Origin of the sequence: Achromobacter deleyi (genome assembly GCF_902859705.1) — a bacterium.
GTDB classification, from domain to species: Bacteria; Pseudomonadota; Gammaproteobacteria; order Burkholderiales; family Burkholderiaceae_B; genus Achromobacter; species Achromobacter deleyi.
This window is the reverse complement of the sequence record NZ_CADIJO010000005.1, coordinates 139,377-153,584: the sequence shown is the minus strand read 5'-3', so window position 1 is coordinate 153,584 and position 14,208 is coordinate 139,377. Positions and strand designations below refer to the sequence as shown.

At 66.8% G+C, this 14,208-nt stretch carries 11 protein-coding genes; 2 read left to right on the top strand and 9 right to left on the bottom strand.

The window, feature by feature from the left end; translation table 11 throughout:
• Window positions 1–13: 13 nt before the first annotated feature.
• The 8 genes from HV798_RS09705 to HV798_RS09670 form a co-directional block, all read right to left on the bottom strand.
• Window positions 14–1,648, bottom strand: a complete 1,635-nt coding sequence (locus HV798_RS09705; RefSeq protein WP_175192582.1) for an ABC transporter ATP-binding protein — start codon at window positions 1,646–1,648, stop codon at window positions 14–16.
• A gap of 9 nt (window positions 1,649–1,657) precedes the next feature.
• On the bottom strand, window positions 1,658–2,497 hold the full coding sequence (locus HV798_RS09700) for an ABC transporter permease (protein ID WP_025135336.1): 840 nt from the start codon (window positions 2,495–2,497) through the stop codon (window positions 1,658–1,660).
• Window positions 2,494–3,501, bottom strand: a complete 1,008-nt coding sequence (locus tag HV798_RS09695) for an ABC transporter permease (RefSeq protein WP_025135337.1) — start codon at window positions 3,499–3,501, stop codon at window positions 2,494–2,496. Before HV798_RS09695 ends, HV798_RS09700 begins: the two co-directional genes overlap by 4 nt.
• 90 nt (window positions 3,502–3,591) lie before the next feature.
• The gene (locus HV798_RS09690) at window positions 3,592–5,166 is read right to left on the bottom strand and encodes an ABC transporter substrate-binding protein (RefSeq protein ID WP_175192581.1); all 1,575 of its coding nucleotides are present in this window, start codon (window positions 5,164–5,166) and stop codon (window positions 3,592–3,594) included.
• Between the two features lie 196 nt (window positions 5,167–5,362).
• Window positions 5,363–6,862 (bottom strand): aldehyde dehydrogenase, encoded by a 1,500-nt coding sequence (locus HV798_RS09685; protein ID WP_175192580.1) that lies wholly within the window; start codon window positions 6,860–6,862, stop codon window positions 5,363–5,365.
• Window positions 6,863–6,880: 18 nt separating this feature from the next.
• Window positions 6,881–8,122, bottom strand: a complete 1,242-nt coding sequence (locus HV798_RS09680) for a Zn-dependent hydrolase (protein ID WP_175192579.1) — start codon at window positions 8,120–8,122, stop codon at window positions 6,881–6,883.
• A gap of 18 nt (window positions 8,123–8,140) precedes the next feature.
• The gene (locus HV798_RS09675) at window positions 8,141–9,856 is read right to left on the bottom strand and encodes a thiamine pyrophosphate-binding protein (protein ID WP_175192578.1); all 1,716 of its coding nucleotides are present in this window, start codon (window positions 9,854–9,856) and stop codon (window positions 8,141–8,143) included.
• Window positions 9,853–10,551, bottom strand: a complete 699-nt coding sequence (locus HV798_RS09670; RefSeq protein ID WP_175192577.1) for a FadR/GntR family transcriptional regulator — start codon at window positions 10,549–10,551, stop codon at window positions 9,853–9,855. Before HV798_RS09670 ends, HV798_RS09675 begins: the two co-directional genes overlap by 4 nt.
• 356 nt (window positions 10,552–10,907) lie before the next feature.
• On the opposite strand from HV798_RS09670, the gene HV798_RS09665 reads away from it, so the two are divergent.
• On the top strand, window positions 10,908–12,338 hold the full coding sequence (locus HV798_RS09665; protein ID WP_175192576.1) for a glycosyltransferase family 39 protein: 1,431 nt from the start codon (window positions 10,908–10,910) through the stop codon (window positions 12,336–12,338).
• A gap of 52 nt (window positions 12,339–12,390) precedes the next feature.
• Here the strand turns inward: HV798_RS09665 and HV798_RS09660 are convergent, their stop codons facing one another.
• Window positions 12,391–12,654, bottom strand: a complete 264-nt coding sequence (locus HV798_RS09660; protein ID WP_025135344.1) for a hypothetical protein — start codon at window positions 12,652–12,654, stop codon at window positions 12,391–12,393.
• A gap of 120 nt (window positions 12,655–12,774) precedes the next feature.
• Here HV798_RS09660 and hemN point away from each other — a divergent pair, with 120 nt between their 5' ends.
• Window positions 12,775–14,202: an oxygen-independent coproporphyrinogen III oxidase gene (gene hemN, locus HV798_RS09655; protein WP_175192575.1), complete on the top strand. Its 1,428-nt coding sequence runs from the start codon at window positions 12,775–12,777 to the stop codon at window positions 14,200–14,202.
• Window positions 14,203–14,208 lie beyond the last annotated feature (6 nt).

The window sequence follows — 14,208 nt, the reverse complement described above, 5'->3', positions numbered from 1 at the left end:
GTTGATGCCGCTTTCAGGCGGCGGCCTGCGCCTGGGTGGGATCCCAGTGCTGGCCGGGCACCGCGGCGATGAGTTGTTGCGTATAGGCGTGTTGCGGGTTGTCGAAGATCTGGCTGGGTGATCCGTATTCCACCACCTTGCCGCGGTGCATGACCAGCACCGAATTGCAGATCTGGGCGGCCACGCGCAGGTCATGGGTGATGAACACCAGCGCGATCTTCAGGCGCTGCTGCAGGTCGTGCAGCAGTTGCAGCACCTGGGCCTGCACGGATACGTCCAGCGCCGACACGGATTCGTCGGCCACCAGCACCTTGGGTTCGAGCGCCAGCGCGCGCGCGATGCCGATGCGCTGGCGCTGGCCGCCCGAGAACTGGTTGGGATAGCGGTCGAACGCCGACGGGTCCAGCCCCACCAGCGACAGCAGCTCGCGCACCCGGGCCTCGGCCTGGGCTCGCGGCACGCCGTTGGCCACCGGGCCGTCGCTGATGATTCGGCCCACGGTGTGGCGCGGATTGAGCGACGCAAAGGGGTCCTGGAAGATCATCTGGATATCTTTGCGCAGCGGCCGAAAGCGCGACTCGGGCAGGGCGGCGATGTCCTGGCCGTTGAAGATCAGCTGGCCGCCATTGATGCCGACCAGCTTGAGCAGGCATTTGCCGATGGTGGACTTGCCCGACCCCGATTCGCCCACGATGCCCAGCGTTTCGCCGCGGCGCACGCTAAAGCTCACGCCGTCCACCGCATGCACTTCGCGTTTGTTGCCCAGCCAGCCGTGGCCGATGACGTAGGTTTTCTTCAGGTCTTTGACTTCCAGCACGGGCCGGTCGTCGGCAGCCGCGGCGCGTTCTTCGCCGCGGCGGTGCGGCACGGCGGCGATCAGGCGCTGGGTGTACGGATGGCGCGGCCGGTTCAGCACCTCGTCGGCCGGACCCTGTTCGACCAGTATGCCCTTTTCCATGACGGCCACCCGGTGCGCGATCTCGGCCACCACGCCGAAGTCGTGGGTGACGAACATCACGCCCATGCCCTTTTCCTTCTGGATGCGGGCGATCAGCGCCAGGATCTGGGCCTGGGTGGTGACGTCCAGCGCGGTGGTGGGCTCGTCGGCGATCAGCAGCGCGGGTTCCAGCGCCAGGGCCATGGCGATCATGACGCGCTGGCGCTGGCCGCCGGACAGCCGGAACGGGTACACGTGATAGAGCGTGGCCGGGTCCGGCAGGCCGACGAACGCCAGCAGGTCCAGCGTGCGTTTCATGCGCTCGGCGCCCGGGTAGGCGTTGTGCACCCGCATGACTTCGCTGATCTGTTCACCCACCGTCATCAGCGGGTTCAGCGCCGACAGCGGTTCCTGGAAGATCATGGCCATGTCCTTGCCGCGCATGCCCTGCAGGGTGGCTTCGTCCTGTTGCAGCAGGTCGGTGCCGCGGAACAGGATGCGGCCTTGCTGCGGCGTCAGGTAGTCGGGCAGAAGGCCCATGATGGCGTTGGCGCTCATGGACTTGCCCGAGCCGGATTCGCCGACGATGCACAGGATTTCACCGGCATGGATGTCGTACGAGACGTCCTGCACCGCGAACGGGCGGTCGCCGCCGCTGGGCAGCGCGATGCTGAGGTTCTGGATGGAAAGCAGGGGCGTGGATGCGTTCATGCCGGTCTCCTATTCGCCGCGCTTGCGCAGTTGCGGGTTGAGGGCGTCGTTCAGGCCTTCGCCGATCAGGTTGATGGCCAGCACGGTCAGCAGGATGGCCACGCCCGGCCACACGCTCATCCACCAGGCTTCGCGGATCATGGTGCGGGCCGCGCCGATCATGAAGCCCCAGCTCATCAGGTTGCGGTCGCCCAGGCCCAGGAAGGACAGCGACGATTCGGTCAGGATGGCGGTCGCCACCATGAACGAGGCCGACACGATGATGGGCGACATGGCGTTGGGCAGGATCTGCGTGCCCACGATGCGGGCCGGCGTCTGGCCGATGACGATGGCCGCCTGCACGAACTCGCGCTGCTTGAGGGTCATGAATTCCGACCGCACCAGGCGCGCCGCCGGGGGCCAGGACACCACCGCGATGGCGCCCATGATGGAATACACCGACGGGCTCAGGATGGCCACCAGCACCACGGCCATGGCCAGCTGCGGAATGGTCTGGAAGAACTCGGTAAAGCGCATCAGCGCATCGTCTACGCGGCCGCCGCAATACCCGGCGATGGACCCCACCACGATGCCGAACACCAGCGCCACGGTGGTGGACAGCAAGCCCACCATCAGCGACACGCGGGCGCCCCACACCAGGCCGGCGGTGATGTCGCGGCCCAGCATGTCGGTGCCGAACGGGTAGGCCGCGTCGGTGAACGGCGGGATCAGCGGGTCGGCCACCATCATCCACGGCGAATCCGGGTACAAGAGCGGCGCGGCCAGGGCCACGATGACGACGACCAGCATGATGGCCAGGCCGGCCACCGCGCCGTAGTTGCGCATATAGCGTCGGGCAAAGGGGCTCATGCGGCGGCTCCTTGTTGCGCGCCCGCGCCGATGCGCGGATCGATCAGCCGGTACAGCACGTCGGTCAGCAGGTTGAACACCACCACCATGATCGAGGTCACCAGGAAAATGCCCAGCAGCAGCTGGTAGTCACGCTGCAGCAGCGCATCGAACATCAGCCGGCCGATGCCGGGCCAGGCGAACACCGTCTCGGTCAGCACCGCGCCGCCAGCCATCTGGCCCAGCTGGATGCCGGCAAACGTAATGACGGGCAACAGCGCGTTGCGCAGCACGTGGGCGCGGATGACGCGGCTGGGGCTGACGCCCTTGGCGCGCGCCGTCTTGACGAAGTCCATGCCGATGACTTCCAGCATCGACGCCCGGGTCAGCCGCACATAGACGGCCATGAAGAAGCAGCCCAGCGTGACGGTCGGCAGGATCAGATGCTGCGCGATGTCGGCTGCGCGGGCCCAGCCGGTCAGGCCGGCGCCCACGGTTTCCATGCCGAAGGCCGGCAGCCAGCCCAGCACCACCGAGAACAGCAGGATGCCCATCAGCGACAGCCAGAACAGCGGCGTCGCGTAGAGCAGCAGCGCGCCGGTCATGACCGAGCTGTCGATCCAGCGGCGCTTGTTGCGGTAGCGCGCCTTGGCGGCCACCACGCCCAGCAGCACGCCCAGCACGATCGAGAACACGAAGGCGCAGGACATCAGCAGGAAGGTGGCGGGCAGGCGCTCGACGATCAGGTCCAGCACCGGCACGTGGTTGCGGTAGGAAAAGCCCAGGTCCAGCTGGACCACGCCTTTCAGGTACAGGAACAGCTGCGTCAGCACGGGCTTGTCCAGCCCGAACGCCACGCGCAACTGTTCGACATAGGCGGCATCGCCCGCGCCCGCCTGGCCCGCCAGCACGGCGGCGGGGTCGCCGGGCGCCAGGCGGATCAGGAAGAAATTGATGATGACCACGCCCAGCACGACCACCAGGGCCTTGCCGATGCGGGATACGAGGAAAGACAGGAATTTCATGCTCAAGGTCCTCCGTGGACGGGCGCGGGTGTCCGTCGCGCGGCCGGGCGCCGCCGCCGGGGTGCCGGCCCCGGTGGCGGTGTGCGGCGCTTACTTCTCGATGTAGACGTCGTCGAACGACTCGTTCAGGCCGATGGCGGTCTTGACCAGGTTCTTGACGTTGGCGCGATACAGCGTGGGAAATTCCATGTCCACCAGGAAGCCGTTGGCGACCTCGTTGACCAGCGTGGTCTGCAGTTGCGTGTAGAGCGCCTGGCGCTTGGCCGGGTCGACTTCGGACGCCGCCGCTTCCCATTGCTTGTCGGTCTCGGGGTTGCTGTAGCCCTGCACGTTGGCAAACGGCGACCCCTTGACGATGTTGGACGAGATGTACAGGCGCTGCACGCCCAGCGCGGGGTCGCCGTACTGGTAGGTGAAGTTGGTGGTCAGGTCGAAGTCCCAGTTGCCGGTACGGCTGGCCCAGCCGCCCGCATCGGTCGATTCCAGGTTGACCTTGAAGCCCAGCTGTTCCAGCGCCTGCTTGGTGTATTCGCCCAGGCGGTCCCAGGTCGAGCCGTACGGGAAGCTCAACTGGCGGATGGTGTAGTCGCCGGGCTTGATGCCCGATTCCTTGATCAGTTCGCGCGCCTTCTTCATGTCGAAGGCCATGGGCGGCATGTTCTTGTCATAGAACATCTCGGTCGTCACGAACGGGCTGGTGGACACCTTGCCCAGGCCGAAGAAGATGTTGTTGACCACCATGTTGCGGTTCATCGCGGCCATGACGGCCTGGCGCACCTTCAGGTTGTCGAACGGCGGCTTGCGCATGTTGAAGATCAGGTAGGCCTGGGGCGAAAACATCTCCCAGCCGGCCGTGGTGTATTCCACCTTGGGCAGCGCGCGCAGGCGCTTGATGTCGACGTTGTCGACGTCGCCGCCGCGCAGCACGTCCACGCTGCCGCGCTCGAACGCCACCGCGCGCGAGGCCGCATCCGGGATCACGTTGAACACCAGTTCATCCAGGTAGGGCATGCCCGGCTTCCAGTAGTCGGGGTTGCGCACCAGCTTGATGTATTCGCCGCGCTTCCATTCCTTGAACATGAAGGGGCCGGTGCCGATGGGCTTCTGGTTGGCCGGGTTGGTCATGTAGTCGGTGCCGGCGTAGATGTGCTTGGGCATCATCGGTGCAAAGCCGGGCTCGAACATCAGCATGAAGGCCGGGAAGGGCGACTTCAGCTTGATGACCACGGTCTTGGGGTCGGGCGCCTGCACCGAATCGACGAACTTGTTCAGGATCACGCGGGCCCGCGCATGGGTCTTGGGCAGCATGTCCGACAGCGTGAAGACGACGTCGTCGGCGGTGAAGGGCTTGCCATCATGCCATTTGACGTTGTCCTGCAGGTGGAAGGTGTAGGTCAGGCCGTCAGGCGACGCTTCCCACGATTTGGCCAGGCCAGGCTGCGGTTTCAGGTCGGTCGAGTAGGTCAGCAGGCTTTCGTAGATCTTGCCGGCGACGAACTGGGTTGGGCCTTGCTGGTTGATGGCCGTGACGATCACGGGCGGTTCGGGCTGGACGATCATGTTCAGCGTGCCGCCCTTGGTCTGGGCCAGGGCCTGCGTGGCGGGCAAGGCGGCGGCCAGGAGCAGGGCGCCGATGCTGAGGGAGAACCATTTCTTCGATTTCACTGCGAGCCTCCGGGCTGGAAGAGTGTCAATCAGGTGGGCGCCTGTTTACGCGGCGCGTGCCGGCTATGACAAGCAAACCTCGTGCCACCTGGGTTTCTCAGGGAACTGCGGGTGGAGCTGCTACAACAATGCTTCGTTCAGGTGCCAGGTAAGGCGCCGCGCACCAATGCGGCGAAAACAGTGCACGGTGCGGGGCCTACAGGCTGATGTCGATCCAGGTGGTCTTCAGGTCGCTGTACTTGTCCAGCGCGTGCAGCGACTTGTCGCGTCCAAAGCCCGATTGCTTGACGCCGCCGAACGGCACGGTGATGTCGCCGTCGGCATAGCAATTGACCCAGACCAGGCCGGCGCGCAGCCGCCGCGACAGGCGATGCGCGCGGCCCAGGTTGGCGGTCCAAAGCCCCGCACCCAGGCCGTAGGCCGAATCGTTGGCCAGCGCGATGGCTTCGTCTTCGCTGCGAAAGCGTTGCGCGGTCAGCACCGGCCCGAAGATCTCTTCGCGGACCAGCGCGTTACTGGCGTCAACGCAGTCGAAGATGGTGGGCTCGATGTAGAAACCGCCGCTGTCGGTGCGTACCTGGCGCCCGCCGATGCGCAGCGTGGCGCCGTCGGCCTGGCCGGCTGCAATGCGCGCCATCACCGAACGCGTCTGGCGTTCGTCGACCATGGCGCCCAGCGTGGTGTCCGGGTCCAGCGGATTGCCGGGCCGCATGTCGGCGGCGTGGCGCGCCACTTTTTCCATGAAGGTGTCGTAGATGGCGTCGTGCACGTACAGGCGCGAGCCGGCGATGCACACTTCGCCCTGGTTCGAGAAGATCGCCAGCGCGGCGATCAGCGCGGCGCGGTCCAGGTCTGGGCAGTCTTCGAACACGATGTGCGGCGACTTGCCGCCGCATTCCAGCCAGACCCGCTTAAGGTTCGATTCGCCCGAATAGGTCATGAAGCGCTTGCCGGTGGCGGTGGACCCGGTGAACGCCACGCAATCCACGTCCGGATGCAGGCCCAGCGCCTGGCCGGCGACGAGGCCGGTGCCGGGCACGACGTTGAAGACCCCGGCGGGAATGCCGGCATGTTCGGCCAGCGCCGCCAGCCGCAACGCGCTCAGCGACGACTGTTCGGCCGGCTTGAGAATGACGCTGTTGCCGGCGGCCAGCGCCGGCGCCACTTTCCAGGCGGCCATCAGCAGCGGGTAGTTCCAGGGCACCACCGCGGCCACCACGCCGACCGGTTCGCGCGTCACCGTGGCCAGCACGTTCTGGCCGGTGGGGGCGATCTCGTCGTAGACCTTGTCGATGGCTTCGCCGTACCAGGCGTAGCACTGGGCGGTTTCGGGCAGGTCGAAGGCCAGCGCGTCGCGTATCGGCTTGCCCATGTCCAGCGTTTCGATCAGGGCCAGTTCTTCGCTGTGATCGGTGATGAGCTGCGCCAGCTTGAGCAGGCGCGCCTTGCGTTCGCGCGGCGGCAGGCCGGACCAGACGCCGCTGTCGAAGGCGCGGCGGGCCGCGGCGACCGCGCGGTCGACGTCGGCCTGGCCGCAGGCGGCCACGTCGGCCAGCTTGCGGCCGTCGATGGGGCTGGTGGCGACGAACGTGGCGCCGTCGGCGGCATCGGCATAGGCGCCGTCGATGTAGGCCTGGCCGCGCAAGGTCAGCGAGCGGGCCCGGGCCTGCCAGTCGTCAAAGGTGTAATGGGTCATGGCGGTGTCCTAGTCGAATCAGCGCGGGCTGTTGGCGCGCGCCACCATGGCGTCCAGCAGCACGTTGCAGCCGGCTTCCAGGTGGCCGGGCTGGGCGTCTTCGATTTCGTTGTGGCTGATGCCGTCTTTGCACGGCACGAAGATCATGGCTGTGGGCGCCACCGCCGCCATGTAGACGGCGTCGTGGCCGGCGCCCGTCACGATGTTCATGGCCGCAAGGCCTCGCTGGGCGGCGCCCTGGCGCACCTTGTCCACCAGATCCGGATCGAACGGGGTGGGGCGGAAGTACTGCACGTCCTTCACGTCGACCGTCACGCCATGTTTTTCGGCGATCTCGCGGCAGGTGTCGCGCCAGGCGGCATCCATGCGGGTCAGCGTGGCTTCGTCTTCGTGGCGCAGGTCGGTGGTGAAGCGCACCTGGCCGGGAATGACATTGCGCGAACCGGGGTGGGCATGGATCTCGCCCACGGTGCCGCGGCCATGCGGCTGGTTGGCGTTGGCGATGTTGACCACGGCCTGCAGCAGGTAGCTGGCGGCGAACAGCGCGTCGCGGCGGATGCCCATCGGCGTGGGGCCGGCGTGCATTTCCATGCCGGTCACCGTCACGTCGTACCAACGCAGGCCCAGCGACCCGGTCACCACGCCGATGACTTTTTCTTCATGTTCCAGGATCGGACCCTGTTCGATGTGCGCTTCGAAATAGGCATCCACCGGGCGACCGCCCACGGGGTCAGGCCCGGCATAGCCGATGGCCTGAAGTTCGTCGCGCACCGCGATACCCTTGGCGTCGCGCGCGCTCAGCGCCGTTTCCAGCGGGAACTTGCCGGCGAACACGCCCGATCCCATCATCACCGGCACGAAGCGCGAACCTTCCTCGTTGGTCCAGATGGCCACTTCCAGCGGCGCCTCGGTCTGTACGCCCGCATCGTTCAGCGTGCGCATCACTTCCAGCCCGGCCAGCACGCCGTAGCAGCCATCGAACTTGCCGCCGGTGGGCTGCGTGTCGATATGGCTGCCGGTCATGACCGGCGGCAGCGCGTCGTTGCGGCCGGCGCGGCGGGCGAAGATGTTGCCCACCTGGTCCACGCGCACCGTGAGGCCGGCGTCGCGCATCCAGCCAGTGACCAGGTCGCGGCCCTGGCCGTCCAGCGCGGTCAGGGCCAGGCGGCAGTTGCCGCCCTTGGGGGTGGCGCCGATCTGCGCCAGATCCATCAGGGATTGCCAGAGACGGTTGCCGTTGACGGACAGGGAAGAAGTCATGGATGAGCCTCGTTCGGGTCAGTGGGAGGGCGCGGCGGCGTGGCGTGCCAGGGCCGCGGTGCGGATGGAGGTAAGCGTCTGGCCGGGCGCGATGCCGTCTGCGTCGTAGCGGATTTCCAGCAGCGCGGGCCGCTGTTCGCGGTCGGCGTAGGCCAGTGCGCGGTCGAACGCCGCGGCGAAGTCCTCGGTGCGCTCGACGGCTTCGCCATAACCGCCGTAGCCGCGCACGATCTGGGTGAAGTCCGGGTTCTCGAAGCCCAGCGCAATGGGGCGGCCGGGGAATTCGCGTTCCTGGTGGGCGCGGATGGTGCCCCACATGCCGTTGTTGAACACCAGCACCACGATGCCCAGCCGGTATTGCTGGGCCACGCCCAGTTCCTGCAGGTTCATCTGGAAGCAGCCGTCGCCGGCATAGCAGACCACGGTCTTGCCGGGATGCTCCAGCTTGGCGGACACGGCTGCCGGCAGCCCGTAGCCCATCGCGCCCACGGTGGGCGCCAGGCTGGTTCCGGGGCCGGCAAACTGACGGTAGCGGTGCGGATACAGCGCGTAGTTGCCGGCGCCCACCGTCACGCAGGCGTCCGCCGGCAGGCGCTGGTTGGCCTGCACGGCGATCGTATCCAGGCTCAGCGGCCCTGGCGCGGGCAGCGGCGCCAGCGCATCCAGATACTCGGCATGCGCCTGGCGCACGGCGTCGCCGCGTGGCTTGGCGTGGCCCGGCTGCAGGCGGGCCACGGCCTGCGCAAAGCCCGTCACGCTGGCCACGATGGCCTGGGTCGGCGCGTACACACGGCCCAGTTCCTGGGCGTCGGGATACACATGGATCAGCCTCTGGCGCGGTTGCGGGCTCTGCACCAGCTGGTAACCCTCGGTGGTGGCTTCGCCCAGGCGCGTGCCCACCGCCAGGATCAGGTCGGCCGACTGGATGCGAGCGCGCAGCGCGTCGGTCATGCCCCAGCCCACTTGGCCGGCGGCGTTGGCATGGCGCTGGTCAAAGCATTCCAGCCGTCGCCAGGCCGTGCCTACCGGCAGCTCGAAGCGTTCGGCAAAGGCGGCAATCTGGCCGATGGCTTCGCCCGTCCAGCCGCTGCCGCCCACCACCATGACGGGGCGTTCGGCGGCGTCGAGCAACTGCCGCAGGCGATCCAGATCGGGCTCGCCCGGATGCGCCACGATGCGCGGGTAGGGCGGCAGGTCGGGCACCGATGCGGTGCCCCAAAGCGTGTCTTCCGGCAGCGCCAGCACCACGGGGCCTGGGCGGCCGCTGGTGGCAGTGGCGTAGGCGCGCGCCACGAATTCGGGAATGCGGTCGGTGCGGTCGATCTGCGCGACCCACTTGGCCATCTGCCCGAACATGCGGCGGTAGTCGATTTCCTGGAAAGCCTCGCGCTCGTAGAAGTCGTTGCCGACCTGGCCGACGAACAGGATCATCGGCGTGGAATCCTGGAAGGCGGTATGCACGCCGATGCTGGCATTGGTGGCGCCCGGCCCCCGGGTGACGAAGCACACGCCCGGCTCGCCGGTCAGCTTGCCGTAGGCCTCGGCCATGTATGCCGCGCCGCTTTCCTGGCGGCAGACGATGGGTTCGATGGCGCCTCGGTGTTCGTTCAGCGCGTCGATGCAAGGCAGGTAGCTTTCGCCCGGAATCATGAAGATCCGGCGCGTGCCATGGATGCGCAATTGCTGCATCAGGATCTGGCCGCCGTTGCGGGCAAGGGGGGATACAGCCGTCATGCAAACACTCCGAAGTCTTCCCGCAGGCGGGCCAGGATGCCAATCAGGTGGGCGTGCATGGCATGCCGCGCGCGGATCGGGTCGCGGGCCAGGATGGCCGTCAGGATGCGTTGGTGTTCGGCGTGGGCCACGGCCCACACCTTGGTATTGACGAAGTAGTCCTGCATGCGGCTGAACACCGGGCTGGCCAGGCTCAGGTCCCATAAATGCGCCACCGACGAGGCCAGCGCCGCGTTGCCGCAGGCGGCGGCGATGGCGCGGTGGAACTCGCGGTCATGCAGGCCGGGCGAATCCGTCAGCGACATGCCCTCGTGGGCCTTGCGAATGGCGGCAAGCTGCGCGTCGGACCCCTGTTGCGCAGCCAGCGCGGCGCATTCGGGTTCGATCAGCATCCGCGCCTCGAGCAGGTCGAACGGGCCGATCTCGTCCAGGGCCGCCGATGACGGGGCGGCGCTGTCCCGGGCGGCCGTCACGAACACGCCCGAACCCACCCGCACTTCGACATAGCCTTCGATTTCCAGGGCGATCAAGGCTTCGCGGATCGACGCGCGGCTGACCTGCAATTGTTCGGCCAGTTCGCGTTCGGAAGGCAAGCGACCGCCCCGGGGGAAATCGCCCGCCCGGATGCGGCCGGCGATCTGGTCGGCAATCATTCGGTACAGGCGGGTAACGGCCACGGCTTGGAAGGTGTTCATCAACGGCTGCGTCAATCTCTTGGTCTAGTGGTCAGGCCACTTATGCGCCAAGCTTGTCATTGAAATCAAACAAAAAATAGGCCTATCAAGGGAAAACGATCAGAGGGGTTTCCCGTCTTTCTATCTGGTGGTCAGGCCAGTTATGGCGGCGTGCTTGGCCCCGCGCGCTTTACATTTTTTGAACAATTGCCGAACAAAACCCCTGCGCTTGTGACGGGAGGCGAACCCGATAATCGCTGCGCCCCAAGGTGGGGCGACAGAGGGCGGGGCATTGCGTACGCCAGCAACGGGAGAGTGGCGTGCAGCATGGGGAGTCCGCGGCGGGAAAGCCGGATTTCTGGCGGTTGGGTCTGGGCATGGTGGTCTTCGCCCTGGGCTGGCTGTGGTTGTCCGACCGCGCCGTGCTGGCGCCGCCGACCGACAACATCGAACAATTGATCTGGGTCCGCAGCCTGGAGTGGGGCTACTACAAGCATCCGCCCCTGCCCACCTGGCTGCTGTGGCCGGTGGTGCAGTTGCTGGGCTGGACCGCCTGGGCCACCTACCTGCTGGGGGCGGCCTGCACGTTGGGGGCCTTCGTCTTGCTGTGGGGTCTGCTGCGCGGCATGCGGGGCGAGGCCTATGCGGCCATTGCCGCCCTGGCAGGTCTGTGTGTCACGTTCTATAACGGCCGGCTGTACTTCTACAACCATGAAATCGTCCTGATTCCGTTGGTCGCGGGGTGCGCGGCGGCCTGCTGGAAAGCCTATTGCACCCGCAAGATCGGCTGGTGGATCGTATTGGGCATCTGCCTGGGGTTGGGTGCCCTGGCCAAGTACCAGGTCGCCGTCGCGGGCCTGGCCGTGCTGCTGTTCTGGCTGAGCCAGAAAGCCTGGCGCGATCCGATGCACGTCTTTGGCTTGCAGGTGGCGGGGTTGACGGCCTTGGCGCTGTTCGCCCCGCACCTGGTCTGGCTGATCAGCCACGACTTCAAGCCGCTGCAATACGCCATGGCCTCGTCCCTGGCCGCCAGCCTGCCGTGGGGCGCGCGGCTGCACGAAGTCGCCAACTGGTGGGGCGACCAGTTGTTCAATCGCGCCTTGCCGGCCTGGGTCTTCCTGGCAGTGCTGTGGCTGCTGGGGCGCCGTGCACGCCGGGCCGCCGTTGCGCCGCCTGCGTCGCCCTCCCGGGAGCAGGCCACCGGCCGTGCCTTGCTGCTGTCCTTTGGACTGACGCCGTTGATCTTCGTCAGCGTCATGACGCTGGTGTCCGGCTCGCACATCCAGCTGCACTGGGGCACGCCGTTCCTGCTCTTCATCGTGCCTGCCGCCATGGAGTTGGCGCGGGGCGCCTGGGCCGCACCCACACCGCTGCGCCATGCGGTGTGGGTCTTCATCGTGATCCAGTTGCTGCTGATGGCACGTGTCGAGCTGACGTCTCCCAATGGCGCGGGCCTGCTGCGCCGCGCGTCGGACTGGCGTTATTTCGATGCGCAGGCGCTGGCCGACACCCTGCATGGCCGTGCCGTGGCCGAACTGGGCGGACCGGTCAAGGTGATCTCGGGATCGTGGGCCGAATCCGGCGCGCTGGCGCTACGTCTGCCCGAGCAGCCGGTGGTGCTGATCGATGGGCAGCTTCAATTCAGCCCATGGGTGCGGGCCGATCTGGTCGCCGAATGCGGTGCGCTGGAATTGCAGCGGGCCAAGACGCCGCCCGAAGGATTCGACCCGGTGGGGGCGGCGTTTCCGCGGCTGTACTGGCGCGTCAGGCGCCCGACCGCTCCATGCGGCGCAAGGCCGGCCGGGTGAGGGTGGTGGGGGATGCTGGTTGTGGGGGGAGCGCCAGTCGTGACCGCCGGGCTCAGGCTTCTTCGCCGGGCTCGGGCGTCTGGGTAAAGGCGCGCACCATGCGGGCGATGCCGTCCAGTTCATCATGGGCGCCGACCACCCAGTCGGGTTTTTCGAACGGGCTGTCCGACGGCGTCTTGTCCAGGTTGGCCTTCAGATCGTCAAGCAGCTCCAGCGCCATGTCGGTGGCCTGGGGACTGCTGCGGGTGGAAAGGGCAATGGCAATCGCCAGGGCTTGGCGCAGAGCCAGCAGGCGGCCGTCCAGTTCGGTATCCACGGGGGTGTCCTTGTCGTGTAGGGGGAATGGCCGCATTTTACGGGCCGCCCGCCACGCCAGCGGGCGGATATTTGCGCAAGATCAAGGCGGTGGGGCCGCCGCAAGCGAATAATTCACGGTATGCAAGCCGCCCTACGTCCTCTACTCGCAGACCCCCCGGCCCAAGCCGCCGAACCCTTCTTTCCGCCCCAGTTGCTGGCCCGGTTGGACAAGAACGGACCACGCTATACCTCGTACCCCACGGCAGACCGCTATCACGGCGGATTTGGCGAACGCGAATACCGCCAAGCCTTGCGCCAGCGGCGTGAAGCGAGCCCCGCCGAACCGCTGTCGCTGTACGTGCACATCCCGTTCTGTGATTCGGTCTGTTATTACTGCGCCTGTAACAAGGTCGTGACCCGCCATCACGACCGGGCCGCTCGCTACCTCGATGCGCTGGCGCGCGAGATTTCCCTGCACGTCGCCGAGCTGGGGCAGGGCGTGCCCGTATCGCAGCTGCATTTCGGCGGCGGCACGCCCACTTTCCTGTCGGACGACGAACTTGAGCGCCTGATGGCCGACCTGCGCGGCGCGTTCGTCTTTGAACCCGACGCCGAAATCTCCATTGAAGTGGACCCCCGCACCGCCACGCCCCAACGCCTGGCACAGTTGCGCAAACTGGGCTTCAACCGCCTGAGCTTTGGCGTGCAGGACTTCGATGCGAGGGTGCAGGTGGCGGTGCATCGGGTGCAGTCGTTCGAGGACGTGCGCGACCTGATGCAAAGCGCCCGCACGCTGGGCTACGCGTCGGTCAATGTCGACCTGATCTACGGCCTGCCGCTGCAAACGACCGAATCGTTCGCGCGCACCATTGCGCAGGTCACCACGTTGCGGCCCGACCGCATTGCCCTGTACGCGTACGCGCATCTGCCCGAGCGCTTCAAGCCGCAGCGCCGCATCAACCAGGCCGATCTGCCCGATCGCGAGACGCGTGTCGGCCTGCTCAGCGCGGCCATCGACGGCTTTCTCAAGCAGGGCTACACCTACATCGGCATGGATCATTTCGCGCTGAACACCGATGCCTTGGCGATTGCCAAGCAGCGCGGCGAACTGCACCGCAATTTCCAGGGGTACAGCACCCAACCCGACCGCGACCTGATCGCGCTGGGCGTGTCGGCCATCGGCCGCATCGGCAATACCTACAGCCAGAACGCCAAGGACCTGGACGGCTACTACGCCGCGATCGAGTCCGACCACTTTGCCGTGGAACGCGGCCTGGCACTCAATGCCGATGACCTGGCGCGACGCGAGGTCATCATGGACATCATGTGCCAGGGCCGCGTGGATTTCGCCCGCATCGAATCGCGCCATGGCTTGCGCTTTGGCGACTATTTCGGACCCGAACTGTCACAGATGACCAACCTGGCCGAGTTGGGTCTGGTCAACCTGCGGGCAGGGGAGCTGCGGGTAACCGGCCTGGGCTGGTACTTCGTCAGGGCCGTTGCCATGGCGTTTGACGGCTACCTGCGCAGCGCCAGCACCGCGGCCAGCTACTCGCGGATCATCTAGCGCGGT

Coding starts and splice junctions, on each gene's coding strand:
- HV798_RS09680 (WP_175192579.1), bottom strand. CDS start 8,122: ATGACTTCTTCCCTGTCCGTCAACGGCAACCGTCTCTGGCAATCCCTG.
- hemN (WP_175192575.1), top strand. CDS start 12,775: ATGCAAGCCGCCCTACGTCCTCTACTCGCAGACCCCCCGGCCCAAGCC.
- HV798_RS09685 (WP_175192580.1), bottom strand. CDS start 6,862: ATGACCCATTACACCTTTGACGACTGGCAGGCCCGGGCCCGCTCGCTG.
- HV798_RS09675 (WP_175192578.1), bottom strand. CDS start 9,856: ATGACGGCTGTATCCCCCCTTGCCCGCAACGGCGGCCAGATCCTGATG.
- HV798_RS09665 (WP_175192576.1), top strand. CDS start 10,908: ATGGTGGTCTTCGCCCTGGGCTGGCTGTGGTTGTCCGACCGCGCCGTG.
- HV798_RS09700 (WP_025135336.1), bottom strand. CDS start 2,497: ATGAGCCCCTTTGCCCGACGCTATATGCGCAACTACGGCGCGGTGGCC.
- HV798_RS09670 (WP_175192577.1), bottom strand. CDS start 10,551: ATGAACACCTTCCAAGCCGTGGCCGTTACCCGCCTGTACCGAATGATT.
- HV798_RS09705 (WP_175192582.1), bottom strand. CDS start 1,648: ATGAACGCATCCACGCCCCTGCTTTCCATCCAGAACCTCAGCATCGCG.
- HV798_RS09695 (WP_025135337.1), bottom strand. CDS start 3,501: ATGAAATTCCTGTCTTTCCTCGTATCCCGCATCGGCAAGGCCCTGGTG.